This is a genomic window from Pedobacter sp. KH_004 (genome assembly GCF_057840755.1).
In genome coordinates this window covers 5,209,398-5,225,030 of record NZ_CM174519.1, presented here as the reverse complement: position 1 = coordinate 5,225,030, position 15,633 = coordinate 5,209,398, and the positions used below count along the sequence as shown (strand labels likewise).

Sequence of the window (15,633 nt, the reverse complement as noted above, 5' to 3'; positions counted from 1 at the left end):
TATTTCCGCTAAGGTAATTTTCAGAAGATATGCCCAAAAGCTTTACGTTCAAAAGTCAAATTAAAACAGGTTTATATGCTGCTGCGGTAGTTTTCCTGGCTTATACGATGATTTTTGGCTTCAGAAAGACATTTACAGTCGCTACTTTTGACGGATTAACCATAGCTGGATATAGCTACAAAACCATTTTAGTAATTTGCCAAATGCTTGGCTATTTACTCGCCAAATTTTATGGCATTAAATATATTTCCGAACTTAAACGCACAGGCCGAGGAAAAATTATTATCGTCCTAACAACCATAGCGTGGTTAAGCTGGCTATTATTTGCCCTCGTTCCCGTACCCTATAACATCGTTTTTCTTTTCATTAACGGCTTTCCGCTCGGCATGCTTTGGGGCGTTGTATTCTCCTACGTAGAAGGCAGACGAAGCACCGATTTCATTGGTGCAACTTTAGCCGTAAGCTTCATTTTTGCTTCAGGATTTGTAAAATCGGTTGGCTCATGGTTAAGTATAACCTTTAATTTAACTGAATTTTGGATACCATTTTATGCTGGCTTAGTCTTCATGGTTCCGCTTTTGATTTTCGTTTTCTTAATGGAGAAAATACCTCCACCCAATGATGAAGACATCAAAGACAGAGCCGATAGAATACCAATGACTGAGCAGGACAGAAAGCTGTTTGTAAAAGAATTTTTTGCTGGCTTGGTTGCCTGTGTAATTATTTATTGCTTCGCCACAATTTTTAGAGATATCAGAGATAATTTTAGTGCCGAAATGTGGAATGAAATGGGTTTTGCGAACCAACCCGCCATTTTTGCCAAAACAGAAACACCAATTACATTAATTGTTTTGCTATTAATTGGCAGCATGGTGCTGATTAAAAATAATTTTACAGCCCTTAAAACAGCCCATTATTTTATCCTAGCGGGATTTATTTTAGCGGGTACATGTACACTACTTTTTAAAGCAAATCTACTCCAACCCATTTGGTGGATGACTTTGGTTGGCCTTGGGCTCTACATGGTTTACATCCCATTTAACGCAGTATTTTTCGATCGGTTAATATCAACATTTAAGTACGTCAGCAACGTAGGTTTTTTAATTTACATCGCCGATTCGTTTGGTTATGTAGGGAGTATTGGCGTTTTATTGAGTAAAGAAATATTTAAAGTAAAATTAAACTGGGTAACATTTTTTTCTAACAGCGTAATCATTTTATCTATCATTGGCTGCCTGCTTACTGTTTACTCACTCCTGTATTTTTCGAGGAAATTTATTTCACATTCAAAGATTTGATTACCGAATCAACCACATTGAAATTCTCCTTTTTATCTTTAACATCAACACTGAATACAAATGAAAAGGTTTTGCCTTTCCAATTGAAGACGCTAAAACTTCCCTTATTTCGATTTGTAATTACCTTTGTTTCAAAATCAGCCCTTAAAACCTTTTGCTTCCCAACCATAATTTCCTTTGGTTCGTTTAGCATCCCAAATTCAATCTTTCTTTTATGGTAACTTGCTCTTGATTGTTTGATCAGATTTTCCAGGTTCTTTTCTACACTTACCGAATCAATTGCGGTTATGATGAGGTAAGCGTCTTTAGAAAAGGGCTCGTCATCGCTCGCAGAAATAAACCGGCTATTTGGAACGCCTTCAATAGGGCGGTCCTTTTTAACCTTCCAATATTTAGGTAAACTGAAACTCCAACCTCCTTTACGGTATAAAACAAATTCTTTCTTTTTTGTGGATGAATAATTGCAAGCTGTTAGCAGCAGTATCAGAGCCAACGCCAAGAGAAGAGTTGTTTTCATTTTTAAGAGCTATGGTCTACTATTATTTTCCAAACACCCTCAGTCTTTTTAAAAAGTAAAGTATAATAGCCTTGTGGTTCGTCATTTTCGCGTTTTAAATGCCAGCTACCCAAAACGAAAGCCACATCGTTATTTAAGAAATCGATTTTCTTAATCCCGAAAGTCAATTGGCCCATTCCAGCTTCTCCTGAATAAGTTTTTTTGTAATTATCCAACGTTTTCTGCCAACCATAAGTGGGTCCGCTTTTGCCTACAAAAAGTAAACTATCACTTTTAACATAACCCTGCATAAATGTTTCCAGGTCGCCTTTGTTCCAGGCTAATCTTTGCTTTTCAAGCACGTCAAGAATAGCTTTTTTATCTGCTGATGTTTGTGCTGCAGCAGAAAAAGTAATCAGGCAAAAGAGTATTGCAAAAATTGATTTCATCATATTAATTTTAATTTTTTTGGGACCATTAATTTCCGTTAGGTATGAATGTAGAAATACATCCTCAACTAAAATACTAAAAAGCTTTTAAATTTAAATAATATCGTATTTTAATCATGGAATAAGATTTGTGACCTGTTTTCAATTAATTTCGAGTACCAAAACAAAGTAAACCTATGAATGACTTTTACGAGAAGTTTCGCGACCTAACTTTTTTTGATAACCACCCAGAAGCGATCGCCAATCACCTTGATAATTTTTATACATCCGAAGAAATCACGGTTTTCCATGAAATGGTATCACCCGATTTTCATCTGGATGTCTACTTTATCAATTCTGAGAAGCACAGCTTTAACATTTTATTAACTTCTGGGATGAGTTTGCTGGAAATGACCGTGCCGGAGCGTGTAGAAAATCCTGAGCAATACAAGTTCGCCGAGCTCATGATTCTGCTACCAAAAGAAATTGAGTTTGGAAAGGTTTTTCCAAGTGAAAACGAGAACGATTGGATTTTGGGCATGTTAAAAGAAACTGCTCGTTTTCCGCACCATTATGATACCTGGTTAACCATTGGCCATACCTTACAAGCCACTTCAGATATGGAACCTTATGACCAAGAAACTGATTATGTTGGTTTGGTTGTTCTACCCTCGGTAACGTTCGACGAAGAATTTACCGAGATAAAAGTAGATAACGAAGTAATAAACATTTTGTCTATTTTCCCATTGTACAAGAATGAACTGGACTATAAAATTGCAAATGGCTACAATGCTTTGCTAGATCGTTTGATTGAAAAAGATGAGAAAGAAGTTTTTAGTAACCAAAGAGGAAACTTATTAGATTAATGAAAGCAATCTATAAAATATTATCGGGAGGAATATTACTGTTCGTCATCATTAATTGGGCAACTGCAAGCCTAAATTACAATGCTGATGGTGCAGACCAATATGGATTTCCACTAAACTTTTATACCAAAGTAAGTGGCTATGATGTGATAACAAAAGAAGGAAGAACCAGTACAAATTTTAATTTTTTTGCGTTTTTAGCCGATGTAACATTCGCTTTAGCAAGTAGCTGGCTCATCTTTACTTTTATAGATAGGTTCAAGAAAAAAGCCAATGTTTAACGTAACAAATAAGAGCAGCAGAACCGAAACTTCAATCTTTATCCGGATAACATCGCAAAAAGCTGAAATACACTACATTTATTAAATCTGGAAATGGAATAGCGTTGATAGAAGTAAATATAACCGACAATTAACAGACCTGAAAATTGCTACCTTGCAAAACATAAAATTTATCATGACAAAAAAAGTTGTAGCCATTGGCGAAATATTGTGGGATGTTTTTCCCGAAGGAAAAAAGGCAGGTGGATCTAGTATGAATGTGGCGCTTAACTTGCACAAACAGGGTATAAAGAGCCAATTTATTAGCGCCATTGGCGATGATGAAAACGGAAAAGAACTTTTAACCTTTTTATCCTCAAATCATTTCCCAATTCACCTCATCCAAACAAACAACTTACCAACAAGTACAGTAGAAGTTCAATTAGATGCGCAGCATCAGGCTACTTATACTATTGTGGCACCAGTTGCCTGGGATGCGATTCAACTTACTGAAGAAAATGTTGCTGCTGTGAAAAACGCTGACGCCTTTGTGTATTGCAGTTTGACTTGTAGAAATGAAAGCAGCCGAAACACCATTTTATCTTTATTAAAGGAAGCCAAGCTTAAAGTATTTGATATCAATCTTCGCCCACCATTTTACACCATAGAAACTTTAAAGGTGCTACTTTCTGTAGCCGATATTTTAAAAGTAAACGAGCACGAATTATTTTATTTGAAAAACGAACTCGGATTAACCGGCAATACAGATGAACAATTGCTAAAACAATTGAGCAACACTTTCAACATCAACATGATTTGCTTGACCGTTGGCGAAAAGGGTGCATATGTATTACAGGAAAACAAACTTTACCAACATAAAGGCTACCGGGTGGAAGTGGCCGATACCGTTGGGGCAGGTGACTCTTTCTTGGCCACTTTTATTGCCAGCTACTTAAAGGGCTACCCCATTGACACAGTTTTGGATAGAGCTTGCAAGGTTGGCAGTTTCGTGGCTTCACAAGCTGGAGCAAACCCTGATTATGGAGAAGAAGTTTTTCATTAGAATGCTAATGTTTTAATTCATTAATATCCTCCTCTAAAGAAGGCATTTATTTAAATACAACCTCCGTAGCTCCATAACCGAACTTTTCTTTTCGAGCATCCATGTAGGTTTTAATATGAGGATTTTTACTAATTAGTTTATGAATTTTATCTCTCAACGTTCCGTTTCCTGAACCATGTATGAAAACCATTTTGTCAAAGTGATGCACTACTGCAGCATCTAAAGCATTTTGAAAATGATTCAGCTGAATTTGGAGAATTTCATCAGCCTCTAAAAAATGGTGATCGTCTCTTAATTTCTCAATATGAAGATCTATTTCTCTTGCAGGAGCATCAACAGTCCGTTTTTCAGCAGGCGATTTGAAGAAACTTTCTTTCAGCTTTTGTGCATCGATAATAATAGGTACCAGATCATCCAAACGGATTAACCAACCTTTGAGATTAGATTGTGGCAGTTCTTTTTGTTCGGTCGAAAAATCCTTTGCCCTGAATTTTTTGCGAATCACCAAAGGATCAGTCGGTTTAATATCAGCTTTGCTAAAAACCAAAATCTGAAAAGTAAATTCGGGCCAGATATCCAAATCTGCTAATGATGCCGAATAAATCAAACTTGATTGATAAGATTCAATCACACCATGAAATAAGCCTGAGTATTTCTCTTTCTTCTCTGAGGTTAGACTCACCAACAACACATTAGGTGATTGGTTTTGAAGATAAAAATGAACCACATTACCGGCTTTATTATCTGTAGCAACGGCGACATAAATTCCATTTTCAATTTTGCTTATCGATGGAACGTTTACCTGAATGGGTTTGGGCGCATCGATTTCTTCTGCAACTACACCATGCCCGTGCACCGAAGTTAAATTGCTTACGGCAACCGGAATTTCAAAACCATCCTCATCGGTAACTCCCAAAGTTTGTGCATCGATAATTCTGGTTACATAACCCTCCCGTTTTTCATCAACAAAACGAACAAAATCTCCTAATTTAAATTTCATAACTTATTTTTACAGCAAAGACACAAAGTACATGAATCTAGTCTTTAAGCTTTTCTTTAATGCCTTGTATCGTTATTATGGTAAATACTTAAATAGCTTTCATAACGTGACACAGCAATACCACCCTCATTCACCGCTTCGATTACGGCACATCCAGGTTCATTTATATGGCGACAGTTATTGAACCTACATTGGTGTGAAGTTTTAAAAATCTCCCTAAAAAAATGACCTAACTCCTCTTTTTCAATATCAATTACACCCAATTCTCTAATTCCTGGCGTATCTACAATAAAACCACCTTGTGGTAATTCGAACATCTCAGCAAAAGTTGTGGTATGCTGACCTTTATCGCTCCAATCTGATACCTCCCCTGTTTTCAAATCTCTATCAGGCAGCAAAGCATTTATTAAACTGGATTTACCGACGCCGGAATGCCCGGAAATTAAGGTAATTTTATTTGTAATTAACTCCTGAATAACTGGAATATTGATCCCTTTTAAAGCCGAAACTTCATAACAGGGATAACCAATATTTTCATAAATACTTTTGAATTCCTGTAATATTTCCAGACCCTCTTTACTAAATAAATCAAGCTTGTTGAATACCAAAACGGCAGGTACATCGTAGGCCTCAGCGGTAACCAAAAACCGATCAATAAAGCCCAATGATGTTCTCGGTGAAGCAAGTGTAACCAGCAAAATGGCCATATCCAAATTTGCAGCCAGAATTTGCGCCTGCTTGCTTAAGTTAATCGATTTGCGGATAATGTAATTTTTTCGAGGCAGCAACTCGTTTATTAAGCCTTGATTACTGTCTTTCTCCAGGTCGAATTTCACCCGATCGCCCACAGCAATTGGATTGGTAGTTTTAATTCCTTTAATCCTGAATTTACCAATAATACGACAGTCGTAACGCTTGCCAGTATCAGCCAAAACGCTATACCAACTTCCCGTAGATTTAATAATTAAGCCCTGCATAGTTGAAAACAAAGGTATGAAAAGGATGGAAGATGTGGGTGGGAAAAATTACTTGTAGCTCATCATTTCGACCATAGCATAGCAAAGTCGAGAAATCTTTTAACCATAACGTTCTTTATGATACAGGAATTCTCTGCTGCGCTCGAAATGACGGATATCTTTAAGATTTTAAATATTAACTTCGCCAAAAACCTACAAATGGAAAACTTCAAAATTATTGGCATCTCAACAGAAACCAGCAATCAAAACAATCAGGCAGCAGCAGATTTAGGAAAACTGTGGCAAAGATTTTTCGCTGAAGAAACAGCTTCGAAAATTCCCAATAAAGAAAATGAAGATATTTATGCCATTTACACCGATTATGAAAGCGACTACACTGGCAGATACACCACGATTATCGGGCAACAGGTAAGCACATTAGATAACATTCCAGATGGTTTTGTGGGTAGAGAAATTAAAAATGAGAGGCTCATTAAATACAAAGCAAAGGGAGAAATGCCACATGCTGTTGTAGATACGTGGCAGGAAATATGGGCAAACGACATTGCTTTATATAGAACCTACAATGCCGACTTTGAAGTTTACGGAGAAAAATCTCAGCAGGGGTCAGATTCGGAAGTAGAGATTTATATTGGGGTGAGGAGTTAGATTAGCCTTTTTTAAGATAGGGTTTTAAGCGATTAAATTCCCTTCTTGAGTCTGCATTCTTTATAGTTACCACAATAACACCATTTGCTGCCCTGACACCATAGATCGCAGTAGCAGCCGCATCTTTTAACACTTCTACCTTTTCAATTGTATTCGGGTTTATCATTGTTGAAGAGGGATCATTTAAAATATAACTCTTCTTTTTAAAGACAACTACCCAAAGCGGAGGATTATCCGAAATCGTTGAAGAACACCTTAATCTTATTGTTGGTTGAGTTTGTGAATAAGCATTGAAACTAAAAGCTGTGCATAGCAGAATAAAGAAAAGAGATTTCATAAAGATGTTTTAATGATGATTCTTACTGGATGGAAATTCCATAAAATAGTAAAGGCAGTATAGCGCTCGAACATTCTACATCACGATTTTTTAAAACATACCAGCAACAAACTCAAATAGTACCTTAAACTAGCTTAGCTAAACCTGACAGCAGCGGAAATTTTGTTGCATTGACTAAATAGATTGCCACGTCGTTCCTCCTCGCAATGGCGGAAATGGGAAAGGCAGAGGAATCCGCAAAAAAGATTGTAGCGAATGGCAGGATTGCTTTAGCATAAGAATTACTGAATCTGCTTTTTCAACAAAATAAAATAATCATTTATTAACCACCCCGCCCTGCGGGCACCCCTCCTTATAATAAGGAGGGGAGATGAAAACCCAGAGCATTAAGATTCTTGCGTCGATCATCTTCGAAATAACGATTTCTATTTTAGTTTTCGGTTCAAAAAATGCCGCTATTTCATTTGATTAAACGTTTTATTAAAAGTTTTTCAAATAAATTTCAAAATTGTTTGCAATTAAGAAAAATAATCTGCTACTTTACGGTGTACAAAATACACCAACAGAAATGATTTTCAATACTTCAATTATTACAACCATTATTATTACCACCGGGATAAACCAGCGGGGCTAATTTGTTGTAAGTTGAATTAACATAAAACACAGAAAGCGTCCCGACACAAATCGGGGCGCTTTTTTTTTAAACCAAAACCATTGAAAACTGCACAAACTAATTAACAAGCAAGCGTGCAAGGTTCATTAAAACTAAAAACTAATGAAAGTATTAAAATTCGGCGGCACATCCGTAGGTTCGGCCGAGAACATCAAAACGTTACTGAGCATAGTAGCCAAAGAAAAATTACAGAGCAATCCGGTAGTTGTATTATCGGCAATGAGTGGCGTAACCAATTTGCTAACCGATATGGCCGAAAAAGCCGAACGTGGCGAAGATTATGACACTGGTTTAAAAGAAATTGAGGCCAAACACTTTGCAGTGATTCGTTCGCTTTTACCGGCAGCGGCCCAAAACCCCGTGTTTACGCGTTTGAAAATCTTCTTTAACGAGCTGGAAGATCTATTGCAGGCCGTAACCAACCTTCGCGAATTGAGTTTGCAAACCAAAGACCAGATTTTAAGTTATGGTGAACGTTGCTCTTCTTTCATGATTGCACACATCGCCTCACAGCAATTTGCTGAAGCTTTGTATGTAAATGGTTCGGAATTTATAAAAACCGATAGCAATTTCGGACAAGCAAAGGTTGATACCGAGCTGACTGGAATGTTGATTAATGATTTCTACCTAGCCAATAAAAATAAGATATTGTTTGTTACGGGTTTCATTGCCAGCAATGCGACCGGCAGAGTAACTACTTTAGGTCGTGGCGGTTCTGATTATACCGCAGCAGTTTGGGGTGCTGCTTTAAATGCTGAAGAAATTGAAATTTGGACTGACGTAAACGGGATGATGACTGCCGATCCACGTATTGTGAAAAAGGCTTTTTCATTACCTGAGTTGAGTTATACGGAAGCAATGGAATTGAGTTATTTCGGAGCCAAGGTAATTTACCCACCAACAATGATTCCGGCTTTCATGAAGAAAATTCCGCTGGTAATCAAGAATACATTTGAGCCTGATTTCTCTGGAACCTATATCAAAAGTGATGTTAAAGCGTCAACCCTGCCGATAAAAGGCATTTCATCTATCGACCATATCAGCATTATCAATCTTACCGGTAGCGGCATGGTAGGCAAAGCAGGTTTCAGCGGAAGATTATTTTCTTTATTATCTCGCGAGCAGATTAACGTTGTGCTGATTACGCAATCTTCATCAGAGCACAGCATTACTTTTGCGGTTAAGCCCACTGATGCGGGTCAGGCGATTGCTTTAATTAAAAAAGAATTTGAACTGGAGCTCGATGCCAACAAACTGGCTCTACCAGAGGTTGAAAACAATCTAGCCGTTTTGGCCATTGTTGGCGAGAATATGAAACGTACGCCTGGCATGAGCGGAAGGTTGTTTAACGCATTGGGTAGAAACGGAATTAATGTTAGAGCAATTGCCCAGGGTTCATCCGAATACAATATCTCAGTAATTATCAGCGCAGCTGATTTATCAAAAGCGGTAAATGCCGTTCACGATGCTTTCTTTACCGACTTAAAACGCACATTAAACATCTTCTGTTTGGGAACAGGAAACATTGGTAAAACCTTGTTCAACCAGCTGAAAGAGCAAATGCCATTCTTAGCCGCAAACAATGATTTGCAAGTTAAGGTTGCCGGAATTAGCAATACCCGCAAGATGATTTTCAATGCCGATGGTTTATCACTTGAAAATTGGGAAAGTAACTTGGATACAAATGGTGAGCAGGCAGACTTAGCGGGTTTTGTAGAACGCATGAAAGCATTAAACTTACCCAACTGCGTTTTTGTGGATAATACCGCAGCAGAATCGCCGATTGAATATTATCAGGGCATTTTTGAAAACAGTATTTCTGTTGTTACTTGCAATAAAAAGGGAAATTCAGCAGACTTTGCTCAATACAAATCGTTCAAAGATACTGCCCGAAAATTTGGTGTTGATTTCTACTACGAAACCAATGTTGGTGCAGGCTTGCCAATCATCCGTACTTTAAGAGAGTTGATGATGAGCGGCGATAAAGTTGCTCGTATCGAGGCAATTTTATCTGGAACAATTTCTTACATCTTTAACAACTTTAAAGGAGATGCCGGATTTTATGAAACGGTTAAAGAAGCGCAGGAATTGGGTTATACCGAACCCGATCCACGTGATGATTTGAACGGAAAAGATTTCATGCGCAAAATGTTAATCCTGGCTCGTGATGCAGGCTATCCATTAGAAGCAGCTGATGTTAAAATTGATAACATTTTACCAGAATCTTGTTTAAAGGCAACTTCTGTAGAAGATTTCTATGTTGAACTACAAAAAAATGCATCCTACTTTGAAGATTTGAAAACTAAAGCTGCAAACGATAAGAAAGTGTTGCGCTACATTGGTAAACTCGAAGATGGAAATGTAGAAATCAGTTTGCAAATGGTTGATGACAGTCATCCTTTTTATATGCTTTCGGGGAGTGATAACATCATTTCATTTACGACAGATCGATACAAATCTCGCCCACTAGTGGTTAAAGGCCCTGGTGCAGGAGCAGAGGTTACCGCGGCAGGTGTTTTTGCAGATATTATAAATGTTGGAAGCAATTAGACAGCGATAAATCAAAAACAAAATATATAAATATAAATGAGTTGGAGTCTAGGCCTATAATTTTAGCTCCTTCATCATTATTCAAATTATGAAAGAAATAAAAGTTTTCGCACCTGCAACCGTTGCAAACGTAGTATGTGGCTTCGATGTTTTGGGTTTTGCTGTTAATGAACCCGGCGATGAAGTTGAAATGCGTCTAAAAGATATACCCGGTGTGGTAATCAAAAGAATTACTGGCGATGATGGTCGGTTGCCTTTGGATTCGACTAAAAACACGGTTAGTGCAAGTGTTCAGCATTATTTGCAACACATCAATCGGGTAGATGTAGGCGTCGAAATCGAGCTACATAAGAAGATGCCAATTGGTAGCGGATTAGGTTCAAGCTCGGCAAGTACCGTTGCAGGTTTATTCGCCATAAATAAATTGATGGGCGATTTACTAACGCCTAAAGAACTTGTTCCTTTTGCCATGAAAGGCGAAGAACTAGCTTGTGGTTATGGCCATGCCGATAATGTTGCACCAGCCATTCTTGGTGGGTTTGTATTAGTTAGAAGTTACCATCCTTTGGATGTAATTTCATTACCTACTCCTGCAGGGATGTATGCAGCGATTGTTTATCCTGAGGTGGATGTACCCACAAAAGATGCCCGTCAAATGATTCGCAGCAAAGTATTGTTGAAAGATGCGGTTACCCAATGGGGCAATGTTGCTGGTTTGGTTAGTGGCTTATTTATGAATGATTTTGACTTAATTGGCCGCAGCATGAAAGATGTTTTGGTAGAACCAACCCGATCGATTTTAATTCCAGGTTTTGAAGAAATGAGAGCAATAGCCATGGAAAACGGCGCTATCGGTTTCGGAATTTCAGGCTCAGGCCCATCGGTTTTTGCTTTAGCAAAAGATGAAGAAACTGCCAAAAGAATAACAAAAGCACAGCAACAACATTTACATAAAATAAATATCAACAGCAAAGCTTATGTTTCTTCGGTTAATGCCGAAGGACCTAGAGTAATTTAAGTAATAATTTTTTACTGAAAAGTTAGCCTGTGCGAACTTATAACGTAAAAATTAGAACCTAAAACTTAAACCATGAAACTATACTCAACCAACAATAAAGATTTACGTGTTTCTTTCAAAGAAGCCGTTTTTAACAGCATGCCTCAAGATAAAGGTTTGTATATGCCTTTGGAAATCCCTCAATTGGATGCAGACTTTTTAGCTAACATCGAACAGTATGCTTTGCCAGAGATTGCTTATAAAGTAGCTTCAACTTTATTAAAAGATGAAATCCCTGCGGAAGATTTAAAAGCTTTGATTGAAGATGCCATTAACTTTGAAGCACCAGCGGTAAAACTAGACCAAAAAACCTTTGTACTTGAACTTTTCCACGGACCATCCTTAGCTTTTAAAGATTTTGGCGCCCGCTTCATGAGCAGGGTGATGGCTTATTTCTTAAAGGATGGCGAGCAACTTTTAGACGTTTTAGTTGCTACTTCCGGAGATACCGGTGGTGCAGTTGCTTTAGGTTTTTTAGGTGTACCCAACACCCGCGTAACTATTCTTTATCCCGAGGGGAAAGTAAGTCCGATACAGGAATTGCAATTAACCACCAACGGACAAAACATTAGAGCAGTTGAGGTAAAAGGCACTTTTGATGATTGCCAGGCTTTAGTTAAACAAGCTTTTGCAGATGAAGAGTTGAATGCAAATTTCCGTCTAACATCAGCCAATTCGATAAATATCTCGAGGTTAATTCCGCAAACGTTTTATTATTTTAACACTTACGCACAGCTAAAAAAACAAGGGTTAAATGATTTAATATTTTCCGTTCCGAGTGGAAATTTTGGCAATATCGGGGCAGGTTTATTGGCCTTTAAACTAGGTTTGCCGGTTAAGCAATTTATTGCTGCTACTAACATAAACGACACTGTTCCACGCTTCCTGGAATCAGGTATTTACGAAACGAAACCGTCTACTCAAACTTATTCAAATGCGATGGATGTCGGTGCGCCAAGTAACTGGGTTCGCATCATGGATTTATTTGGCGAAGATGTAAATGCCTTGAAAAAGGTGGTTACATCGTATCGGTTTAATGATGAAGAAACGCTTGCTGGAATCAAAGAAATCGACTCAAAATTTGATTATGTTGCCTGTCCGCATACAGCGATTGCTTATCTTGCAATTGAAAAATACAGGCAGGAAAATCCGGAAGATGAGAGCGCAGCAATCTTTTTATCAACCGCTCATGCTTGTAAGTTCCCGGATATTTTCCCTTTAGATATTGCAGCAAAAATTGAAATTCCCGAGCAGGTTAATGTATTAGAAAGCCTGCCTCGATATGCAGATAAACTAGGTGTAGATTTTGAAGCTTTTAAAAATTATTTGTTGAAAAGCCATGAAGAATCTAGATTGTAAATCAGCATTATAGGAGTTGAAATAAATCTCTCGAATAAACCCAAGTTAATTAGGTTACTCGGCCAACTGAAATTTACTTAAAATAACATCGATGGCTGATTTAATTCATGCCTAGTTTGGAACTTTTGCATTAATAAGCTTTGCTTCTCGAGTTTCGAGCAAAAAATGAAGTCTAAAGTAAATAAAGCAAATGGAATTTTGCAGGGTAAAAAAAGATGATATAATCATAAATAATCTAGTTAGTAAACTACAAACAAAAAAGGCTGAAATTAAAAACTCCAACCTTTTGAACTATAAAACTAAACCTAACTATTTCGATGCTTGCGACTTTAGTGAATGCAATTCGCGTTTCAACTCGTCAATTTGCTGTTGCTGTTCTTTAATACTACCCACCAAAAGCGGAATCAAGCTTTCATAATCAACTTTGGTTATTGTAGCTGAGTTGTAGGCATTTTTGCCTGCCGGATATTGCTTGGCTTGTACAGTAACCACACTTGGAACAGCACTTTTAGCCTCAGCTCCCACAAAACCATATTGGGAGGTGGCTGGAAGTTTTAATTTTTCAGCCCAGGTTTTGTCGTAATTAAAGCTTACTGGCTGAAGTTTTGAAACCATCTCTAAAGAGTTACTTACTGGTTTTACATTAGCTTGCGTCACTTCTTGTGCGCTAACTTTTAATGATGCGGAAATTGCAAATACCGCAAAACAGAATGAAATTGCTCGTTTCATATTCTTTATAAATTAATAGAAATAAATACTGGATATTGCCCGACAAAGGGTTTGTTTAGAAACTAGTTACTAAACGGAGGGCGGAGGGGTTAAAACATCCGCGAAGTAGGGAGGGTGATCAAGACATGCTGGAATAGCTATCTTTTGTTTCATTGCAAGGGGAAGATTGCAAAGTTCTTCAGCAATAAAATTTTGCATAAAGTACTCTGTTTCAACTTTTTTTTCTTCTTTCTCAGTCGCATCATCATTTGACACGATATTTTCAATATAGGAAGACGAATAGCTTAAATACGACAATACATTGCCAACCTTTAAAAAAAGAGTGATGGCGATGCATAAAACCAAAAAGTATTTAAGTGTTAAAAACTTCATCCTTACAAATATAAGCTGTACAGTTAAATTAACAAAAATAGACAGTTAAAGTTCTGTAAAATAAAAATCCGCTCTCCCAAATGAAGCGGATTTTGTGTCAAAGTTAAAATATAGCCTTCGCGATGGCTTTGGTTTGCTGCGGTTTTCCCATGGTATAAAAATGGAGCACTGGTACTCCGAAGTCGATTAACTCTTTGCATTGTTTAATCATGGCTTCGGTTCCAATTTCTTTAGCTTCAGCGTTGCTTTTTGCATAAGATAATGCGTCTGTTAACTCATCAGGCAAATCAATATGGAAAATTTTTGGCAAGACATTTAGTTGAGTAAGTGTGCTTATAGGTTTTAAGCCAGGAATAATGGGCACATTGATATCATTCTCCCTACACTTTTTCACAAAGTCAAAATATTTCTGGTTATCAAAAAACATTTGCGTAACGATAAACTCTGCACCCATATCAACTTTCTTTTTTAGGTATTTGAAGTCGGCATTTAGATTGGGTGCTTCAAAGTGCTTTTCGGGATATCCGGCAACACCTATACAGAAATCGCTTTTGAAAGTTTCTACATCTTCATGCAGAAATTTACCATCGTTATGATTTTTGATATGCTGAATTAAATCAGTTGCGTAGCAGTGTCCCCCTTTAGTTGGAACAAAAGAATGATCGGCTGCACGCGCATCACCACGTAAGGCCAATACGTTATCTATCCCTAAAAACTGCAAATCGATTAAAGCGTTCTCAGTTTCCTCTTTGGTAAAACCACCACAAATTAAATGAGGAACTGCATCTATCTTATATTTGTGAATAATTGCAGCGCAGATCGCGATTGTACCTGGACGCTTGCGGTACGACACCTTTTGCAACAATCCGTTTTCCTGCTCTTTGTAAATATAATCTTCCCTTAAGGAGGTTACATCAATAAAAGGAGGATTAAACTCCAGCAAAGGATCGATGGCATCGTAAATCCATTGGATACTTTGTCCCTTAATAGGCGGCAGAAGCTCAAACGAGAATAGGGTTTTGCCCTTTGAATTATTTATATGGTCTGTAATTTTCAATTGTAGTTAAAAGTTATGGGTTAAAGGTTATAAGGCTGGATGCTTATTTAATCAGCTTCTGATAATAATTTATAAATCCGTTAAGTAGTTTTCTAGTTGTTTCAATTTTAAGCACTAGCGTTTTTAAGTCTATTTCTTCGATAAATCCCGAATCAAACGCAAGAGATAGTTGAGTTTCGACCTCATAAACGGAACCCCTTGCGACAAAAAAAAATGAATGCTGTCTTTGGACGATTTCTACCACAACCCTCAGCAATGTCCGATGGAATAGATACAGCGGCTTTTCTAATCTGGCTTATCAACCCGATTTTTTTGTCAATTGGAAAATTTGAAGATACTAAATATACTTCCTTAGACAAAATTCGGTCTTGTTTCCAAACATCCACATCAGTATAATTTTCCTTTTCCTGGTCCATGTTATCTGCAATTTGACTTGTAACATTTAACTCATAACTGGCAACTG

The 15,633-nt window shown here is 37.5% G+C and carries 16 protein-coding genes and 1 pseudogene; 8 read left to right on the top strand and 9 right to left on the bottom strand.

The genetic code is table 11. The features are described 5' to 3' along the window. Nucleotides 1–29 precede the first annotated feature (29 nt). Nucleotides 30–1,298 (top strand): DUF5690 family protein, encoded by a 1,269-nt coding sequence (locus tag AC3ITD_RS22540; protein WP_489362886.1) that lies wholly within the window; start codon nucleotides 30–32, stop codon nucleotides 1,296–1,298. Here AC3ITD_RS22540 and AC3ITD_RS22535 read toward each other — a convergent pair. Continuing rightward, complete coding sequence (locus tag AC3ITD_RS22535; RefSeq protein ID WP_489362885.1) at nucleotides 1,276–1,815, bottom strand: hypothetical protein; 540 nt, start codon at nucleotides 1,813–1,815, stop codon at nucleotides 1,276–1,278. The genes AC3ITD_RS22540 and AC3ITD_RS22535 overlap by 23 nt on opposite strands. Before the next feature lie 2 nt (nucleotides 1,816–1,817). Beyond that, on the bottom strand, nucleotides 1,818–2,246 hold the full coding sequence (locus tag AC3ITD_RS22530) for a YybH family protein (RefSeq protein WP_489362884.1): 429 nt from the start codon (nucleotides 2,244–2,246) through the stop codon (nucleotides 1,818–1,820). A 173-nt stretch (nucleotides 2,247–2,419) separates the two neighbouring features. On the opposite strand from AC3ITD_RS22530, the gene AC3ITD_RS22525 reads away from it, so the two are divergent. The 3 genes from AC3ITD_RS22525 to AC3ITD_RS22515 all read left to right on the top strand — a co-directional run bounded on the left by AC3ITD_RS22525 (nucleotide 2,420) and on the right by AC3ITD_RS22515 (nucleotide 4,411). Then, nucleotides 2,420–3,088 carry a suppressor of fused domain protein gene (locus AC3ITD_RS22525; RefSeq protein WP_489362883.1) on the top strand — a complete coding sequence of 223 codons (669 nt, stop codon included), beginning with the start codon at nucleotides 2,420–2,422 and terminating at the stop codon, nucleotides 3,086–3,088. After that, nucleotides 3,088–3,369, top strand: a complete 282-nt coding sequence (locus AC3ITD_RS22520; protein WP_489362882.1) for a hypothetical protein — start codon at nucleotides 3,088–3,090, stop codon at nucleotides 3,367–3,369. The genes AC3ITD_RS22525 and AC3ITD_RS22520 overlap by 1 nt, the downstream gene beginning before the upstream one ends. Before the next feature lie 175 nt (nucleotides 3,370–3,544). Beyond that, nucleotides 3,545–4,411, top strand: a complete 867-nt coding sequence (locus AC3ITD_RS22515; protein ID WP_489362881.1) for a carbohydrate kinase family protein — start codon at nucleotides 3,545–3,547, stop codon at nucleotides 4,409–4,411. Between the two features lie 46 nt (nucleotides 4,412–4,457). Here AC3ITD_RS22515 and AC3ITD_RS22510 read toward each other — a convergent pair whose 3' ends face one another. After that, entirely contained in the window at nucleotides 4,458–5,411 is a 954-nt protein-coding gene (locus AC3ITD_RS22510; protein ID WP_489362880.1) for a Smr/MutS family protein, read from the bottom strand. Between the two features lie 56 nt (nucleotides 5,412–5,467). Next, the gene (gene rsgA, locus AC3ITD_RS22505) at nucleotides 5,468–6,388 is read right to left on the bottom strand and encodes a ribosome small subunit-dependent GTPase A (RefSeq protein ID WP_489362879.1); all 921 of its coding nucleotides are present in this window, start codon (nucleotides 6,386–6,388) and stop codon (nucleotides 5,468–5,470) included. 117 nt (nucleotides 6,389–6,505) lie between these two features. Between rsgA and AC3ITD_RS22500 the strand changes: the two genes are divergently transcribed. Further along, complete coding sequence (locus tag AC3ITD_RS22500) at nucleotides 6,506–7,036, top strand: GyrI-like domain-containing protein (RefSeq protein WP_265799402.1); 531 nt, start codon at nucleotides 6,506–6,508, stop codon at nucleotides 7,034–7,036. A gap of 1 nt (nucleotide 7,037) precedes the next feature. Here the strand turns inward: AC3ITD_RS22500 and AC3ITD_RS22495 are convergent, their stop codons facing one another. Next, the gene (locus AC3ITD_RS22495; protein WP_489362878.1) at nucleotides 7,038–7,373 is read right to left on the bottom strand and encodes a TonB-dependent receptor plug domain-containing protein; all 336 of its coding nucleotides are present in this window, start codon (nucleotides 7,371–7,373) and stop codon (nucleotides 7,038–7,040) included. Between the two features lie 775 nt (nucleotides 7,374–8,148). Here AC3ITD_RS22495 and thrA point away from each other — a divergent pair. The 3 genes from thrA to thrC all read left to right on the top strand — a co-directional run bounded on the left by thrA (nucleotide 8,149) and on the right by thrC (nucleotide 13,012). After that, on the top strand, nucleotides 8,149–10,596 hold the full coding sequence (gene thrA, locus AC3ITD_RS22490; protein ID WP_265799404.1) for a bifunctional aspartate kinase/homoserine dehydrogenase I: 2,448 nt from the start codon (nucleotides 8,149–8,151) through the stop codon (nucleotides 10,594–10,596). 88 nt (nucleotides 10,597–10,684) lie between these two features. Beyond that, nucleotides 10,685–11,614: a homoserine kinase gene (locus AC3ITD_RS22485; RefSeq protein ID WP_489362877.1), complete on the top strand. Its 930-nt coding sequence runs from the start codon at nucleotides 10,685–10,687 to the stop codon at nucleotides 11,612–11,614. A gap of 72 nt (nucleotides 11,615–11,686) precedes the next feature. Then, nucleotides 11,687–13,012: a threonine synthase gene (gene thrC / locus AC3ITD_RS22480; RefSeq protein WP_489362876.1), complete on the top strand. Its 1,326-nt coding sequence runs from the start codon at nucleotides 11,687–11,689 to the stop codon at nucleotides 13,010–13,012. A 309-nt stretch (nucleotides 13,013–13,321) separates the two neighbouring features. Here the strand turns inward: thrC and AC3ITD_RS22475 are convergent, their stop codons facing one another. From AC3ITD_RS22475 to AC3ITD_RS22460, 4 genes and pseudogenes are all read right to left on the bottom strand, one after another. Continuing rightward, nucleotides 13,322–13,741: a tail fiber domain-containing protein gene (locus tag AC3ITD_RS22475; protein ID WP_489362875.1), complete on the bottom strand. Its 420-nt coding sequence runs from the start codon at nucleotides 13,739–13,741 to the stop codon at nucleotides 13,322–13,324. Between the two features lie 69 nt (nucleotides 13,742–13,810). Beyond that, nucleotides 13,811–14,113 carry a hypothetical protein gene (locus AC3ITD_RS22470; RefSeq protein ID WP_265799408.1) on the bottom strand — a complete coding sequence of 101 codons (303 nt, stop codon included), beginning with the start codon at nucleotides 14,111–14,113 and terminating at the stop codon, nucleotides 13,811–13,813. A gap of 103 nt (nucleotides 14,114–14,216) precedes the next feature. After that, on the bottom strand, nucleotides 14,217–15,170 hold the full coding sequence (locus AC3ITD_RS22465) for a methylenetetrahydrofolate reductase (RefSeq protein WP_265799409.1): 954 nt from the start codon (nucleotides 15,168–15,170) through the stop codon (nucleotides 14,217–14,219). Nucleotides 15,171–15,213: 43 nt separating this feature from the next. Further along, nucleotides 15,214–15,586, bottom strand: a pseudogene (locus tag AC3ITD_RS22460) (four helix bundle protein). Nucleotides 15,587–15,633 lie beyond the last annotated feature (47 nt).